Source organism: Bacillus sp. TSO22 (genome assembly GCF_020223595.1).
Taxonomy (GTDB): domain Bacteria; phylum Bacillota; class Bacilli; order Bacillales; family Bacillaceae; genus Bacillus; species Bacillus inaquosorum.
On record NZ_JAHAWO010000015.1, the window covers coordinates 140,254 to 155,142 of the forward strand.

The 14,889-nt window shown below is 42.9% G+C and carries 18 protein-coding genes and 2 pseudogenes; 15 read left to right on the top strand and 5 right to left on the bottom strand.

Annotated features, from left to right (window positions below; genetic code table 11):
• Nucleotides 1-46: 46 nt before the first annotated feature.
• The 4 genes from KHQ79_RS20310 (at nt 47) to KHQ79_RS20325 (ending at nt 3,002) form a co-directional block, all read left to right on the top strand.
• Nucleotides 47-814 carry an SGNH/GDSL hydrolase family protein gene (locus KHQ79_RS20310; protein WP_225516710.1) on the top strand — a complete coding sequence of 256 codons (768 nt, stop codon included), beginning with the start codon at nt 47-49 and terminating at the stop codon, nt 812-814.
• A 9-nt stretch (nt 815-823) separates the two neighbouring features.
• Entirely contained in the window at nt 824-1,387 is a 564-nt protein-coding gene (locus tag KHQ79_RS20315) for a YpmS family protein (RefSeq protein WP_003241527.1), read from the top strand.
• Between the two features lie 12 nt (nt 1,388-1,399).
• The gene (ypmT, locus tag KHQ79_RS20320) at nt 1,400-1,594 is read left to right on the top strand and encodes a protein YpmT (RefSeq protein ID WP_003241529.1); all 195 of its coding nucleotides are present in this window, start codon (nt 1,400-1,402) and stop codon (nt 1,592-1,594) included.
• A 70-nt stretch (nt 1,595-1,664) separates the two neighbouring features.
• A complete protein-coding gene (locus tag KHQ79_RS20325) occupies nt 1,665-3,002 on the top strand; it encodes an MATE family efflux transporter (protein WP_003241531.1) in 1,338 nt (445 codons plus the stop codon).
• Between the two features lie 50 nt (nt 3,003-3,052).
• Here KHQ79_RS20325 and KHQ79_RS20330 read toward each other — a convergent pair whose 3' ends face one another.
• Entirely contained in the window at nt 3,053-3,478 is a 426-nt protein-coding gene (locus tag KHQ79_RS20330) for a MarR family transcriptional regulator (protein WP_003241533.1), read from the bottom strand.
• Between the two features lie 131 nt (nt 3,479-3,609).
• On the opposite strand from KHQ79_RS20330, the gene msrA reads away from it, so the two are divergent.
• On the top strand, nt 3,610-4,143 hold the full coding sequence (msrA, locus tag KHQ79_RS20335) for a peptide-methionine (S)-S-oxide reductase MsrA (RefSeq protein ID WP_003241535.1): 534 nt from the start codon (nt 3,610-3,612) through the stop codon (nt 4,141-4,143).
• Entirely contained in the window at nt 4,144-4,578 is a 435-nt protein-coding gene (gene msrB / locus KHQ79_RS20340; RefSeq protein ID WP_019258693.1) for a peptide-methionine (R)-S-oxide reductase MsrB, read from the top strand.
• 42 nt (nt 4,579-4,620) lie between these two features.
• Here msrB and KHQ79_RS22345 read toward each other — a convergent pair.
• Both KHQ79_RS22345 and alr read right to left on the bottom strand, forming a co-directional pair.
• Nucleotides 4,621-4,795 (bottom strand): annotated as a pseudogene (locus tag KHQ79_RS22345) (SDR family NAD(P)-dependent oxidoreductase); the annotation flags it as partial.
• 256 nt (nt 4,796-5,051) lie between these two features.
• A complete protein-coding gene (gene alr / locus KHQ79_RS20345; RefSeq protein WP_225516927.1) occupies nt 5,052-6,236 on the bottom strand; it encodes an alanine racemase in 1,185 nt (394 codons plus the stop codon).
• Nucleotides 6,237-6,658: 422 nt separating this feature from the next.
• Between alr and KHQ79_RS20350 the strand changes: the two genes are divergently transcribed.
• Nucleotides 6,659-7,807: a phytase gene (locus KHQ79_RS20350; RefSeq protein ID WP_225516711.1), complete on the top strand. Its 1,149-nt coding sequence runs from the start codon at nt 6,659-6,661 to the stop codon at nt 7,805-7,807.
• 70 nt (nt 7,808-7,877) lie between these two features.
• On the opposite strand, the gene cgeB is transcribed toward KHQ79_RS20350, so the two are convergent.
• Nucleotides 7,878-8,831, bottom strand: a complete 954-nt coding sequence (gene cgeB / locus KHQ79_RS20355; RefSeq protein WP_003241546.1) for a spore maturation protein CgeB — start codon at nt 8,829-8,831, stop codon at nt 7,878-7,880.
• A 6-nt stretch (nt 8,832-8,837) separates the two neighbouring features.
• Nucleotides 8,838-9,224, bottom strand: coding sequence for a spore crust protein CgeA (gene cgeA, locus KHQ79_RS20360; RefSeq protein WP_003241549.1), 387 nt, complete (start codon nt 9,222-9,224; stop codon nt 8,838-8,840).
• Between the two features lie 206 nt (nt 9,225-9,430).
• Between cgeA and cgeC the strand changes: the two genes are divergently transcribed.
• From cgeC to KHQ79_RS20400, 8 genes and pseudogenes are all read left to right on the top strand, one after another.
• A complete protein-coding gene (cgeC, locus tag KHQ79_RS20365) occupies nt 9,431-9,736 on the top strand; it encodes a spore maturation protein CgeC (RefSeq protein WP_003218185.1) in 306 nt (101 codons plus the stop codon).
• A gap of 65 nt (nt 9,737-9,801) precedes the next feature.
• Nucleotides 9,802-11,082 carry a spore maturation glycosyltransferase CgeD gene (cgeD, locus tag KHQ79_RS20370; RefSeq protein WP_225516712.1) on the top strand — a complete coding sequence of 427 codons (1,281 nt, stop codon included), beginning with the start codon at nt 9,802-9,804 and terminating at the stop codon, nt 11,080-11,082.
• Between the two features lie 28 nt (nt 11,083-11,110).
• A complete protein-coding gene (cgeE, locus tag KHQ79_RS20375) occupies nt 11,111-11,890 on the top strand; it encodes a spore maturation N-acetyltransferase CgeE (protein ID WP_225516713.1) in 780 nt (259 codons plus the stop codon).
• Nucleotides 11,891-11,969: 79 nt separating this feature from the next.
• The gene (locus KHQ79_RS22450) at nt 11,970-12,083 is read left to right on the top strand and encodes a YjcZ family sporulation protein (RefSeq protein ID WP_032732322.1); all 114 of its coding nucleotides are present in this window, start codon (nt 11,970-11,972) and stop codon (nt 12,081-12,083) included.
• A pseudogene (locus KHQ79_RS20385) lies at nt 12,077-12,233 on the top strand (hypothetical protein). The gene KHQ79_RS22450 and the pseudogene KHQ79_RS20385 overlap by 7 nt, the downstream one beginning before the upstream one ends.
• Nucleotides 12,214-13,548 (top strand): aspartate aminotransferase family protein, encoded by a 1,335-nt coding sequence (locus KHQ79_RS20390; RefSeq protein WP_225516714.1) that lies wholly within the window; start codon nt 12,214-12,216, stop codon nt 13,546-13,548. Before KHQ79_RS20385 ends, KHQ79_RS20390 begins: the two are co-directional and overlap by 20 nt.
• 6 nt (nt 13,549-13,554) lie before the next feature.
• A complete protein-coding gene (locus tag KHQ79_RS20395) occupies nt 13,555-14,244 on the top strand; it encodes a CoA transferase subunit A (RefSeq protein WP_225516715.1) in 690 nt (229 codons plus the stop codon).
• On the top strand, nt 14,229-14,882 hold the full coding sequence (locus KHQ79_RS20400) for a 3-oxoacid CoA-transferase subunit B (protein ID WP_060398849.1): 654 nt from the start codon (nt 14,229-14,231) through the stop codon (nt 14,880-14,882). Before KHQ79_RS20395 ends, KHQ79_RS20400 begins: the two co-directional genes overlap by 16 nt.
• The last annotated feature ends 7 nt before the right edge of the window (nt 14,883-14,889 follow it).

Sequence of the window (14,889 nt, forward strand, 5' to 3'; positions counted from 1 at the left end):
AAACATGATACACTTTCCACTAGTAGAATGGGAAGGAGCAACAAGATTGAAGCTGCGCATTTTTTCACTCATGGCCAGTTTGATTTTGCTTCTTACTGCTTGTACGAGCATACGTACAGCATCTGAGGGAAAACAAAAAGCCCATGAAACGAAAACGAAAGAGCACATTGTCATTGCTGCTGTCGGAGATTCGCTGACAGAAGGTGTCGGAGATCCCGAAGGAAAGGGATACGTCGGCAAGGTGGCGGATTCTATCCGGTCAGATAAACAAGTCAAAACGGTAGACGTAAAGAATTATGCCGTGAAAGGGAACCGTTCGGATGATTTGTTAGAGAAACTAAAAGATAAAAAGGTTCAAAAAGGCATAAAGGACGCAGATTATGTCTTTTTTACCATTGGCGGTAATGATTTGATGAAAGTCCTTCGCCAAAACTTTCTGCAATTAACCGTTGAACCGTTTCAGGAAGCGGAAAAGCCGTATGAAAAGCGTTTTGAAAAAATCATTTCTGAAATCCGGGAGCTGAATGATCACGCTGAGCTGATTTATGTCAGCATGTATAATCCGTTTACGTTCACGCTATCTGAATTAAATGAAATAAACGGAGTCGTCACTGATTGGAACCATATTGCTGAAAAAGAGCTGAAAAAAGATAAACATGCAAAAATCATTCAAATTGAAGACTTGTTCAATCAAAAAAGTGACAGCAGCCGAATTTCTGAGGAAGATGATTTTCATCCTAATGGTACGGGCTATTCCCTTATCGCGAAGCGGGTCTATCAAGCCATTAAAAAAGAAGGATTACCGAAAGAGTAGGGTGACATCATGAATAAGTGGAAACGACTGTTTTTTATATTGCTTGCAATCAATATTGTCCTCGCCGCTGGGTTTGTGACACTTGTTATGCTGCCGGGAGAACAAGCTCAGGTGAAGGATTCATCTCAGAGTGAGTATGGATTTCAAGTGACAAGCACAAAAGAATCATTAGCTGCGTTTGTCAACTCATATTTAAACGACAAAGCAGCAAACAAGCTTGATTATAAAGTAGAGATAGATGATGATGTTCATGTCGCAGGGAAAATCAAGGCTTTTTCCACGTCCATTGATGCGTTTGTCGCTTTTGAACCGACTGTGAAAAAAAATGGCGATGTGGAGTTGAATGTCACGAAATTTTCGTTAGGGAAATTGAGTATACCGATTAGCTTTGTGTTAAATTATATGGACAGCTTTTACGAATTGCCGTCATTTGTCCACGTTCATCCCGGCGATAAAAGCATTGAAGTGCGTCTGTCAGAAATGCCTTTAACGAATGGAATGTATGTCAAAGCGGATAAAATAAATTTAGAAAAAGATGAAATTGAGTTTTCCTATTACCATCCTAAACAATAGAGGTGACTGAAAATGAAACGGATTTACCAGTATTTCAGTTTATTATCCTTTATATTTTCCCTGTATTTCGGCTGGCTTGCTTATCATCATCTGGCCACTGAAGATATGGATCAAATGTATTTGAACGTTTCCTATTGTGCCTTGTTCCTAAGTGTGATGGTGTTTACATTTGGTATGAGAGACCGGAAAAAAACCGATAAATCATGAAAAAAGAGACATGAAACAACGTCTCTTTTTTCGTGCGCCTGAAGAAAATTTGAGAACACGAGGAGAAAAAATGAAAGCATACGATTTTACACAGGGGAACGTGCTGAAACAGCTTGTGCTGTTTTCAATGCCTATTATGCTCGGAAACGCATTGCAGGTTTCCTTTCAATTTATAGACAGTTTGTGGATCGGAAATTTACTGGGGGCAAAGGCCCTTGGGGCAGCCGCGGTATCAAGCACGATTGTATTAACCGTGCTGTCTTTTATTTTGGGCCTTAACAATGCGACGTTAACGATTTTGTCACAGCAAAAGGGAAAAGATGATGAAAAAGGAATGGCGTCGTATATTAACGCCTTTGTTGTTTTATTAACAGGCCTAAGCATCGGATTCGGCGCGGCCGGTTTTTTTCTGTCAGAGCTTTTGCTTCGTCTTCTAAAAACGCCGGAGTCGATGATTCCGCTTGCTGAGACCTATTTACAGATTCAATTTATCGGCATTTTATTTTTGTTTGGATATAACTTTATCAGTACTGTGCTTCGGGCGCTTGGCGACAGCAAAACACCTCTCCGGTTTATTGCGTTTGCCGTTGTGCTGAATACAGTGTTGGCACCGCTCTTTATTTCTGTGTTCCGCATGGGAATAGCGGGAGCTGCTTATTCGACGATTTTGTCACAGGGCATTGCGTTTCTGTATGGGTTGTTTTATGTCATCAAACACAAGCTTGTGCCGTTCTCTATTCCGCGCATGCCCAAATGGGAAGAGTCCGCGCTGATTTTAAAACTCGGGATTCCAGCCGGTCTGCAGATGATGGTGATTACAGGCGGCATGATGGCGATTATGAGTGTTGTCAACTCATACGGAGAGCACGTTGTGTCAGGCTTCGGCGCGGTGCAGCGGCTGGACAGCCTCATCACGCTTCCGGCTATGGCTGCCGGTACGGCGGTCAACAGTATGGCAGGGCAAAATATCGGAGTCGGAAACTTTAAAAGAGTGGGAACCATTGCGAGGCTTGGTGTGATGGCTGTTATTTCTTGCATGCTGGTGATTGCAGTTATACTTTGGGTATTTGGTAAATACCTCATGAGGTTATTTATCAGCGAGCCTGATGCGGTCGCGTTTGGTGAACAATATTTGCGCTGGATCGCGTTTTTCTATCCTTTTATCGGAATTAATTTCGTACTGAACGGAATCGTCAGGGCAGCGGGAGCGATGCTGCAGGTGCTGGTTTTAAATTTGATATCGTTTTGGGTTTTGAGATATCCTTTCACAGCCCTATTTTCAGCTTGGCTTGGACAGAAAGGAATCGGGCTCGGAATCGGAATGAGTTTTTTATTAAGCAGCTGTGCGGCTTTTTTGTATTACAGATACGGCCGCTGGAAAACAATGAAACTGTTCACTGCAAAATAAGTGAGCGCTGTGAAAAGCACATACCCATATATAGCGGTATGTGCTTTTTTTCACCGTTTTTTATCAAGTTTGCTGAAGAGCTCGATTAATGAGGCAAGTTCGGCATCACTGTAGCAGTCAAAGCGTTTAAAGAAATATTCCGTTTTTTTCTCGTTGAAATGCTGAAGGACTTTTTCACCCGCTTCAGTGATATGAATGCGGATGATGCGTCTGTCTTCCTTCGATCTGATTCTCGTAATCCATTCCTTTTCTACCAGCGCATCAGTCACAGCCGTAATGTGGCTTGCCGATACCTCTAAAATAGGCGCAAATTCAGTAACTTTTTTGGGCCCTTGTTCACTGAGGATCCGCAGAATCGTAAATTCATTCCGTGACAGCTCTTTATCTAGAATTTCATTGATTTCGTTGCGTATTTGTTTAAAGACTTTACGGAGTAAAGTTTCCATATCGTACATCATCTGTGTTCTTACTTTCAAATTTGTGAACCTCCATTACATAAGCATATTGCTTAAAACCTATAGATTTTATTGAAAAGCAGAATCATTTTCATTCTATTATTACATGCTATAATATAATAATACCACGTATTAACAAAGGAGGCACCAGTATGTCTGAAAAAAAAGAAATCGCCACATTTGCAGGAGGCTGTTTTTGGTGTATGGTTAAACCTTTTGACGAACAGCCGGGAATTGAAAAAGTGGTGTCCGGGTATACAGGCGGCCATACTGAAAACCCTACGTATGAAGAGGTGTGCAGTGAAACGACAGGTCATCGTGAAGCGGTTCAAATCACGTTTCATCCTGATGTGTTCCCTTATGAAAAACTGCTTGAATTATTTTGGCAGCAAATCGACCCGACAGATGCCGGCGGCCAGTTTGCAGATCGCGGCACCTCCTACCGTGCAGCCATTTTTTATCATAATGAAAAACAAAAGGAGCTTGCGGAAGCTTCCAAGCAGCGCCTGGCAGAAAGCGGCGTCTTTAAAGACCCGATTGTAACGGACATTTTAAAAGCTGAACCTTTCTATGAAGCGGAAGACTACCATCAGCATTTTTATAAAAAGAATCCAGGACATTATCAGCGCTACCGGACAGGTTCTGGACGAGCCGGATTTATCAGCGAGCATTGGGGGGCGAAATAAATGGCGTACAATAAAGAAGAAAAAATGAAGTCACTAAATCGCATGCAATATGAGGTGACGCAAAATAACGGCACGGAGCCGCCGTTTCAAAATGAATATTGGGATCATAAAGAGGAAGGGCTGTATGTAGACATTGTGTCAGGCAAGCCATTGTTTACATCCAAGGATAAATTTGATTCCCACTGCGGCTGGCCAAGCTTTACAAAGCCGATTGAAGAAGAAGAAGTGGAAGAAAAACTAGATACGAGCCACGGCATGATTCGCACAGAAGTGAGAAGCCGCACTGCTGATTCTCATCTTGGCCATGTATTTAATGACGGACCGGGGCCAAGCGGGCTGCGTTACTGCATAAATTCAGCGGCGCTGCGTTTTGTGCCGAAGGATAAACTGAAAGAAGAAGGGTACGAAAGCTATCTGCATCTCTTTGATAAATAAATCAAAAAAACAGGCCTGCCTAATGGATAGACAGGCTTGTTTTTATGCCTTTTTTTCTTGATGCAAATCTTCAATATCTGGGCAATTCTGTCTTTTGTAATAAGTGGGGCTTGATCTGATTGATACCCAGGCAGATTGACTTTGCGAACTGGAAGGGGCATATAAGATTGCCCCATTCATACAGTGATTCAATTTCATGAGGGGATGTTAATTGTTTTAGGTTTTGTTGTATAAACAATGATTTCGGTTTTTTTATTTGACTTTGTAGGTTCTTCTTTTCTGGCTTTCCACCAGCATCCAAATCCCTGTCTAGTCCAATTGTCGGACAACTTGGATGACAGCGGATAGATTTCGAAATTTGTCGAAGATTTCTATACATCAGCAAAATCTCTCAGATGAGGAACCTTGATTTTTGCATAAAAGAAGATTTTAAGATGAACAACCTCGTGTGTTGTAAAAAAATAAGTGAACATCTACACGTACAATACTGGAGTTGATACCTTAAAAATCTCGCCATCTCTTATATAAAAACGAGGGACGCGGCGGCTTAATGTAGACACCACTTCATAGTTAATCGTATTGAGCATTTCAGCAACTTCATCTACGGGAATCTCAGCTCCCCTTTGCTGACCATAAATCACGACTTCCTCTCCTTGTTTACCTTCACCGCTCTCTCCTAAACTAACCATTATCATATCCATTGTCACTCTTCCCACTACCGGCACTCGTCTTCCGCGATGAAGAACAAATCCGCGATTGGAAAGTGCACGGGAATAACCGTCAGCATAGCCGACCGGGAGTGTAGCGATTACTTCCTCAGGTTCCGCGATGTATGTAGCACCATAACTAATGGTCCGCGGTTCTGTTCGCATCGTTTTCACATAAGCGATACGCGCCTTTAAACTTAATGCAGGTGTAAGCCTAACGAGGTTAAGTTCTTTTATATATGCTGAAGGATATAAACCATATAAGCCTATACCTAAACGAATCATATCAGCACTAAATTCAGGGAAAGCGATGGCGGCAGCCGTATTGCTCATATGCACGGTGGGCAGCTCAATGCCTTGCTTCTTTAAAAAGCTGAGAAAACTGACAAATTTATCGTGCTGCAGCTTGGTTAGTGTGGTGTCTGGTTCATCAGCTGTTGAGAAATGTGTAAAAATACCTGCCCATCTTAGGGATTTACTTGCTGTTAGTGCTTTCACTACTGCTAAAAGTTCTTCTTTTGTACGTACACCTAATCGGCCCATACCAGTATCCACATTAATATGTATACCCAATCGGTTAGTACTTGCTTCATTTTCCAATATTTCGCTAGCTTTTTTAATCCAATCAACCTGAAATGCTGATAACTCTATATTCCAAGCTGCTGACTTTTTCACACAACTAAGGGATGTAAAACCAAGCACAAGAATAGGTGCTGTAATCCCTGCTTTTCGTAAAACGATTCCTTCCTCCACGCTGGCAACAGCGAGCTCACTCGCCCCGTGTTCCAGTGCATGGCGCGCTACTTCTACTGACCCATGACCATAACCGTTCGCTTTTACGACAGCCATAATTTTGCTCTTTTTTGGTATATGATGGCGTATGGCTCGCAAATTTTTTTTTATGGCGTCAAGATTGACTTCGATCCAAACTTCTCGGCAAAGCTTTGTCATCAACGATTCCTTCCTTCTTATGGAATAGTACAAACCGCATTTAGCCGCAATAATCTAAATGTTAATTGTTGGATGATTCCAATTTTATTTTTATTCAGCTTTAACTGAAATCATTCAACAGCAAATCCAGGATTTACGAGAAGGTGCTCATCGATGCTCGAGTTAATGAAAGCAACCAATAAAAAAATTTAGGGGAATGATCATGAGAATATTCTAACTAAATAAACAATGTACTAATTATTCATTTTGGTTTATTTCGCGCCGCAAAAGCAAATCTGACGGAGTCATTTTCACGTACATCGTAAGGAAAAGCGATTTATGAGTCAGAAACACTATAAAAAAAGGGTTCATTTTCCTCACAGTTAAAGACCTGTATATATTTTACAATAGAGAGTGATAGTGATAAAAAGGAGGGTATTCAAATGAAGGTTTCAAAAACAATGCTGCTAAGCACTGCCGCGGGTTTATTTCTTAGCCTGACAGCAAACTCGGTGTCGGCACATCATGTGAATGAGGAACAGCATTTTAAAGTGACGGCGCAAACGGAGACAGATCCAGTCGCTTCTGGTGATGACGCAGCGGATGACCCGGCCATTTGGGTCAATGAAAAGCATCCGGAAAAAAGCAAGTTGATCACGACAAATAAGAAATCAGGTCTAGTCGTGTATGATTTGGACGGCAAACAGATTCATTCTTTCGAGTTTGGCAAACTCAATAATGTCGATCTGCGCTATGATTTTCCATTTAGCGGCGAAAAAATTGATATAGCTGCCGCCTCCAACCGGTCTGAAGGAAAGAATACAATTGAAGTATATGCAATTGACGGGGATAAAGGAATATTGAAAAGCATTACAGACCCGAACCACCCTATAGCCACTAATATTTCTGAGGTATACGGATTCAGCCTGTATCATAGTCAGAAAACAGGAGCATTTTACGCATTAGTGACAGGCAAACAAGGAGAATTTGAGCAGTATGAAATTGTTGATAATGGAAAGGGTTATGTGTCAGGGAAAAAAGTGCGTGAATTTAAATTGAATTCTCAGACCGAAGGCCTTGTCGCGGATGATGAGTACGGGAACCTGTACATAGCAGAGGAAGATGAAGCCATCTGGAAATTTAATGCTGAGCCTGGCGGAGGATCAAAGGGGCAGGTTGTCGACCGTGCGACTGGAGAACATTTGACAGCTGATATTGAGGGACTGACGATCTATTATGCGCCAGAGGGTAAAGGATATCTCATGGCTTCAAGTCAAGGAAATAACAGCTATGCAATGTATGAACGGCAGGGAAGCAATCGCTATGTAGCCAACTTTGACATTACAGATGGCGAGAAGATAGACGGTACTAGTGATACAGATGGTATTGATGTTCTCGGCTTCGGGCTTGGCCCAAAATATCCGTACGGGATTTTTGTGGCGCAGGACGGCGAAAATATTGAAAATGGACAAGCCGTCAATCAAAACTTCAAAATTGTGTCGTGGGAACAGATTGCAAAGCATCTCGGCGGAAAGCCTGATCTTCATAAGCAGGTGAATCCGAGGAAGCTGAAGGACCGTTCTGACGGCTAAAAAAGAAAGCAGCTGAGTAAGCTGCTTTTTTCTGCAGATCAAAAAATCGTTCATATCAATGAACGATTTTTCAAGAAAGCGCCAGATGAATCGCCTTTAGTTTTGCAGGAAGCTCATCATACGTATTTGCGGGTACGGTCTCTTTGTAATTGGCTGCTGCTGCTTTATGCCGTTCCTCAGGATGGTTGATATAGAAAGCGGCTTTTTCCTTAAAATCGTTGATGTTGTGATAAGAAATAAAGGATGAAAAAGGATGTGCCGCGGGTAAATCTGTTAATTGAAATGCTTCACATGCAGCGATATCAAACGTTCTGTTATTAAAACTGGCATTTTTGATGCGGAAATGATTTTTGTTGAAAGCAAAATGATAGGGCCGATGCGCATTGATCACGATGTCTGCCCCATTGTAATAATGAACGGCCTGTTCGGGCGGAACCCACGTGCTGACGACATCGATATGCGGCTGTTTGAGCACTTTTTTAGGCAGATATTTTCTCCATTCCTTTCCGATTACTCGAACCGTGAAAGGCAGATGTACCGCTTCTTTCATAAGCTGAACCCGATTAGGGTAAGGATAGCCGATGATAAGCAGATTTGAATGAAAAGAATGTTCTGTGTCCATTTTTCTAAACAGCCGATGATTAACTGGAATCGGAACATAATAGACGTGCTGGCAGCCAAGCTCCCGGTAATAGAGAGCGGCATTTTGTTCAATCGTTAATATGGCGTCAGCGTGCTTAATCACCTGAAGACTGATATCAATATAAAATGGGTCTTCGGTCAGCCAAACATACACGGGGATACCCTTACCCTTTAACCAGGTCAGCCAGTCGTGAGGAACGCGGTCTCCTACCATCATAAGTGCGAAGTCCGGCTGAAACGTTTCGATCTTCACCAGAGATTCTGCCTCCGGTGTATCTGCAGACATATACTCTGTATGAGTGTTCCGAAAACATTCTTCAGCCCAGCGGTCAAAATAACTGTATATTCCTCCGTATCCCGACTGGATATACAAGACTTTCATCAGATGTTACGAAAAGAACGTAACGCTTTCTACTTTGTCTACATCAATTAATGTTGTAGCTTGACCTGCCGGAGTGACGGAGCTTTCCTGTGTTACAAATACGATACCGTGAACTTGATCGAAAGCAACGAAGACAACCGGGCCGATCATGTCACCGGAATCAGTCACAATACTGATTGTAGTGCCTGGCGTAACTCTGGCAAAAATCCATCTTGCCGGAAGGGAAGTAGATTCAGCCGTAATCATATCACTTTCATCTACTTTTTGATCGATGGCAGCTTCAAGCATGTCTTTAAGATTATTATCCACGTTTACTCCTCCTTCTGTTGAGAATAAAGGGCTTAAAAGGGTTTTAATCAAATCCTTTTTTAACTGTGCATTTTCAGAGCTCATTACACACACCTCCTATCCAATAGTGAACTCACGTTAATCATATTCTTCGGATTGCCAATTGGTATGAGTCGAACGCCGTACCTGATCTATTTTTCTTACATTTAAGGAAAATGCTGATTTTTTAAATGAGTGGACATAGCCTATACCATAAATCAAAGTCAGTTCATATTGTGAAATAGAGTATAAGGATAAGGGAGAGGGATTGTTTGGATTTAGAGAAACATGTGAATCAAGAAGAAAATCAAGATGAACTGCATTTTATTCTGCTTTTGCTGATTCTGCTCATACGTCAATCATCTTCTGAAGGAAATCCATCTGATCTCAGACGGCAGCTCGTATTTGCAAAAGAGCTTGGCGTACCGGTTTCAACAGTTCATCTGTCGAATGGGGATACGCTTCAAAACGTCATCGTAAAAGAGGTTCTGACTGATTTGGTTATTTTTCAAAACCCGTTAAATAACACGAGATCGAATGTCGCACTCTCAAGTATTGTAAGCTGGGGTGCTTTTTAAATGATGACAGTGGCTCTGCTTGCTGCGGAGCCGTTTTTATGTTTGACGATAGGGGGGCTGTATAGATGGGAGAGAAAGTGTCCATTATTTTAACGAGTTACAACAAACCTAATTATCTGCAAAAAGCGATTGAAAGCGTCATGAAGCAAACATATGATCACTGGGAGCTATTTATCATGGATGATCATTCTAATGAAGAAACAACTGCGGTGATTCAAAAGTACCTTCATGACCAGCGTATTCGTTATCAAAACAGTTTCGTACATCCCGCAGAACGACTAAAAACAACCCGTTATGCCACATTAATTAACAGCGCACTCCCATATGCCGACGGCGATTACATTTCCTATCTCACCGATGACACTGTTTATCATCCTGAGCGGCTGAGCCGTATGGTGCAGACGTTTTCACATAAGCCTGAGGCACAGGCTGTCTATTCAAAACAAAAAGTTGTACATGTAAACGAAAGGGGAGAGGAAATTTCCCATTTCTATAGAAATGCCAATGCAGTGCTTGATCAGGCCGCTTTTCAAGTTGATCATTGTTCAGTTATGCATCGCCGTTCGCTACTTGATCGTATTCAACATAAATATGGAAGCTATTGGGATGATGATATGACGCATTGGAATCATGGCGACTCAATTTTTTGGGCCAGGATCAACAACTTTGCCCCATTTCTGCCGATAAATGAAGTATTAGATACAACCTATAAAACCCCCGATTCATTTCAAAATGCATATCGGTTTCTGCCCGCTGATTTGATTGACGGTTCATTTGTAAAAGGTTCAGATCAAAACGTGTATTTTCTTGATCAGGGTGTAAGGCATCCTGTCGGGGAAAGGTGGGGTTCTTTGTATCTAAATCGGACTGTGGCTGTTCCGGACCCGTATTTATTCCAATATAGCATTGGAAAGATTTTAAACATTCCGAACTATATATTAGTAAAGGAAGCCGACCATCCAGCAATATTTTATATCGAAGCCGGAAAAAAAAGACGGATTGAGGGCCAGTATGCTTTTCAGTTTTATCAATTTAAAAGAAAAGACATATTGACAATTGAAAAAGAAGAACTGGAGGCGCTGCCGGAAGGGCTGCCAATTACGCGGGAACGATCTGGATGGATCGAAAATCCGCCTGGGCGAAGGCTGTTTTTTATAGAACGCGAGCCGTTTTTGTTTCTAAACGGCGTCTTTCACCCGATTAGTGAGCAAGTAGCAAGGAAATTCTTTTTACATCAGAAGCCAATATCCGCTTCTTTCCGAAATATTCAGCAATTTCCAATTGGAAAGCCGTTTTATCCGGTGTACGATGAGATTATAAAGAAATTGAATATTGCAACTGAGTAAAGGTATAGGTCATAAAAAGGAGACGTTCATGACAGGACATTATTCAAAAACGGAACATCAATATATATTGTTAACGTCTGAATCAGCATCGTTTGATCATTACAGCGTATATAGAGATCCGGAGCTTCCGCAAATTTTTTCTCATAACTTTGTTCAGCTCCATGATACGTTTCCATTGGAGCGGTTACTGGATTTTTTGCCATCCGTACCAAAGCTTCTTGATGCGAATTATCTTCATTTAAAAGCGTCCCCGCAGCATGTTTTTCCGCTCGGTTTGAAGCAATCGCTTGTAAAAAGGGGGTTTGTTGTCGAGGATGAGCTGTTTTATGACATGAAGCTTGATGACTGGAAGGGGCAGACGGGACATCCGTTAACGGCATGGGGGACGGCAAAAAGCCTTAGCGACGGATCTTCTATCATGAAAATTTACGATTCCATTTATATTGGAGAAGCGATCGCTGAACAAAAACTAAAAAGAAAATATCCCTTTTACAAAGCGGGTACGATTATCCTGGTTGTTTGTTACAGCGACCAGGAACAGAAGATTCCCATTGGGTGCGGGGAGCTGTTCATTCATCCGCAAGAGAAAACGGCCAAAATCGAAGAAGTGGCAATTTTGGATCAGTTTCAAAGGAAGGGCTATGGCAGTATCTTAGTGAAAGAAATGCTGTCCATCGCCAAATCACTAGGAATGGAAGCGGCCTATTTAGTGGCTACAAGCATTGACGGCGCAACCCATTTTTACGAAAATCTGACGTTTAAAAAATATGAGCGGGTGCATACTGTTTTTCATTATTTCCTTACATGAAATAGGCGTTCGCACAAACCATTTGGGACTTGGCCCGCATAAAATGCCGTATATCGTGATAAGAAAGGATGAAAACAGCATGCATAGATACCCTGGATACGGTTACGGATTTGGCTGCGAGAAAAATACGTTTGTATTGATTGTTGTCTTGTTCATTTTATTAATTATTGTCGGAGCCGCTTTTATTTGCTAGAAGGTGAAATTCAAAAAGAGCCTTTCCGTTCAGGAAGGCTCTTTTTTGTGTGAAAAAGTTTTTGCGGGGAACGTCATGACGCAATTTGGACACTCATACAATATAGCAAATGGGTTTTTGAGGTGGGAGCATGAGCAGTTATTTGATTAAGCCGGAGCTTAGTTCGGCCTATCCGGTTGTCAGCTATGCGAAGGGTTCATATGTTTATGATCAAACTGGAAAAAGATATCTTGACGGCTCATCAGGTGCGGTGACATGCAACATCGGCCACGGGGTTCGTGATGTGACTGAGAAGCTGAAAGAACAGCTTGACCAGGTGTCTTTTGCTTACCGCTCACAGTTTACGAGTGAGCCCGCCGAGCAATTAGCCGCTCTCTTGGCGCAGGAGCTTCCGGGAGATGTGAATTGGTCTTTTTTTGTCAACAGCGGTTCAGAAGCAATAGAAACCGCTATGAAAATCGCCATTCAATATTGGCAGGAAAAAAAACAAACGCAAAAATCCATCTTTTTGTCGCGATGGAGCAGTTACCACGGAATAACTTTGGGAGCGCTTTCATTATCTGGTTTTTATGAAAGGAGATACCGGTTCACCCATCTAGTTGAACGATATCCCGCTATCTCAGCTCCTCATGTTTATCGGCAGAATCATAAGACGGAAGAGGATTTTGTTCAGGCTGCCGCTGATGAACTCGATACGTCCATCAAAAGAATCGGAAGCCAATTTATCGCCGGCTTTGTGGCTGAGCCTATCATCGGAGCCGCAGGAGCAGCGATCACTCCGCCTCCGGGATATTATGAAAGATTAAGTGAGGTATGCCGCACACACGAAGTGCTCTTTATTGCAGACGAAGTGATGACAGGGCTTGGAAGAACAGGAAGGATGCTTGCGACAGAACATTGGCACACCGTTCCAGATATTGCTGTACTGGGGAAGGGCCTCGGTGCCGGGTATGCGCCAATTGCCGCTGCCGTTGTATCTGACTCTATTATTGAGACGATAAAACAAGGTTCAGGTGTGATTATGAGCGGCCACACATATAGTGCACACCCCTATTCTGCCAAAGCTGCTCTTGAAGTTTTGCGATATGTGTTAAAGCATGACTTGATCAAGCAATCAGAAAAAAAGGGGGCTGCGCTGAGAAAGCAGCTTGTTGAGGCAGCATCTCAAAGCGAGATCATTGGTGATGTGCGCGGTAAAGGACTGCTATTAGGCATTGAATTTGTATCTGACAAGAAAACGAAGAACGTTTTTCCACCAGAGCAGGCGGTTACCCAGCGCATGATCGGCGAGGCGAAAAAACGCGGGCTGATTGTTTATCCTGCCAAAGCGGGAATAGACAGCGGGGAAGGAGATGCTGTCATTATTGCTCCTCCTTTTACCATTTCAGACGGTGAGGCTAAAGAGCTTATATCTATTTTTTCAGAAACAGTTGTAGCGGTCGAAAAAATACTGAAAAAGGATTGAAATCAAATGGCGCCATTTCAAAAAACAATCAGCATCGATACAGCAATTGCAGATATTCAGGACGGATCGGTCCTCATGTTCGGCGGTTTTGGCGGAGTCGGATCGCCTCCATCATTGATTGAAGCTATATTGGACAGCGGTGTAACGGATTTAACCGTCATATGCAACGATGCCGGGTTTCCGGAAATAGGGATCGGTCCGCTTATTGTCAATCAACGAGTCAAAACCCTGATCGCATCGCATATCGGTTCCAATCCTGTAGCAGGTAAACAGATGACTGACGGGACGTTAGAGGTTCAATTTTCACCACAGGGAACGCTTGCAGAACGGATTCGTGCCGGCGGAGCGGGACTCGGCGGCATTTTAACCGACGTCGGTATTGATAATCAAATGGTTTGTGAGGAAAAGGGCATCGTGTCTGTGGCTGGAAAGCGATATTTGGTTGAAGAGGCGCTGACGGCTGATTTTGCTTTCATCAATGCGCGCATTGCCGATGAATTCGGCAATTTAACGTATGACAAAACAGCGCGCAATATGAATCCGCTTATGGCAATGGCCGCCAGTAGAACCTTTGCCGAAGCTGAGCAGATCGTCCCGATGGGAGAGGTTTCTGAAGAAATGATTGTTACACCGGGGGTTTTTGTCGAGGGGGTTGTGAGAAGCGAAGGAGTGAAGTGGAAATGGGCTTGGGAGTAGCAGAGAGAGAACAGATCGCAAAACGGGCCGCCTCTGAAATCAAGCCGGGCATGATTGTGAATCTCGGTATCGGCATTCCATCCTTGGTGCCGAACTTTTTGCCACCTGACATGCAGGTCATGCTGCAGGCGGAAAACGGTGTGCTCGGCATTGGCGAAAGCCCTCAAAAGGGAGATGAGGATGAAAATTTATGCAACGCAGCGGGATTTCCCGTCCGGGCTGTAAAAGGAGCGTCTTATTTTGATACAACGATGTCTTTTGCGATGATCAGAAGAGGCAAAATTGACATTACGATTTTAGGCGCCCTGCAGGTGAGCCAGTCAGGCGATTTGGCAAATTGGCTTGTCCCGGGAAAAAAGGTGCCGGGCATGGGCGGTGCGATGGAACTGGCCCAAAAAGCGAAAAAAGTGGTTGTCGTCATGAGTCATACAGATCAAAAGGGGAGGCCTAAATTAACAGAAACCTGCACGCTTCCATTAACTGCAGCAGGCTGTGTAGATATGATCATTACTGAAAAAGCCGTTCTTGAGGTCGACGGCCATCATTTCATATTAAAAGAGCTGATGAATGGCTCGACAATCGACGAGGTGACGAGGTTGACTGAAGCTGAAATCAAAATAGATATGCCTTTGTCTTAAAGGGGGA

Excerpts from the sequence above, each read along its gene's own strand:
- KHQ79_RS20315 (WP_003241527.1), top strand. The coding sequence starts at position 824 with ATGAATAAGTGGAAACGACTGTTTTTTATATTGCTTGCAATCAATATT.
- ypmT (WP_003241529.1), top strand. The coding sequence starts at position 1,400 with ATGAAACGGATTTACCAGTATTTCAGTTTATTATCCTTTATATTTTCC.
- KHQ79_RS20325 (WP_003241531.1), top strand. The coding sequence starts at position 1,665 with ATGAAAGCATACGATTTTACACAGGGGAACGTGCTGAAACAGCTTGTG.
- msrA (WP_003241535.1), top strand. The coding sequence starts at position 3,610 with ATGTCTGAAAAAAAAGAAATCGCCACATTTGCAGGAGGCTGTTTTTGG.
- msrB (WP_019258693.1), top strand. The coding sequence starts at position 4,144 with ATGGCGTACAATAAAGAAGAAAAAATGAAGTCACTAAATCGCATGCAA.
- alr (WP_225516927.1), bottom strand. The coding sequence starts at position 6,236 with ATGACAAAGCTTTGCCGAGAAGTTTGGATCGAAGTCAATCTTGACGCC.
- KHQ79_RS20350 (WP_225516711.1), top strand. The coding sequence starts at position 6,659 with ATGAAGGTTTCAAAAACAATGCTGCTAAGCACTGCCGCGGGTTTATTT.
- cgeB (WP_003241546.1), bottom strand. The coding sequence starts at position 8,831 with ATGAAAGTCTTGTATATCCAGTCGGGATACGGAGGAATATACAGTTAT.
- cgeA (WP_003241549.1), bottom strand. The coding sequence starts at position 9,224 with ATGAGCTCTGAAAATGCACAGTTAAAAAAGGATTTGATTAAAACCCTT.
- cgeD (WP_225516712.1), top strand. The coding sequence starts at position 9,802 with ATGGGAGAGAAAGTGTCCATTATTTTAACGAGTTACAACAAACCTAAT.
- cgeE (WP_225516713.1), top strand. The coding sequence starts at position 11,111 with ATGACAGGACATTATTCAAAAACGGAACATCAATATATATTGTTAACG.
- KHQ79_RS22450 (WP_032732322.1), top strand. The coding sequence starts at position 11,970 with ATGCATAGATACCCTGGATACGGTTACGGATTTGGCTGCGAGAAAAAT.
- KHQ79_RS20390 (WP_225516714.1), top strand. The coding sequence starts at position 12,214 with ATGAGCAGTTATTTGATTAAGCCGGAGCTTAGTTCGGCCTATCCGGTT.
- KHQ79_RS20395 (WP_225516715.1), top strand. The coding sequence starts at position 13,555 with ATGGCGCCATTTCAAAAAACAATCAGCATCGATACAGCAATTGCAGAT.
- KHQ79_RS20400 (WP_060398849.1), top strand. The coding sequence starts at position 14,229 with ATGGGCTTGGGAGTAGCAGAGAGAGAACAGATCGCAAAACGGGCCGCC.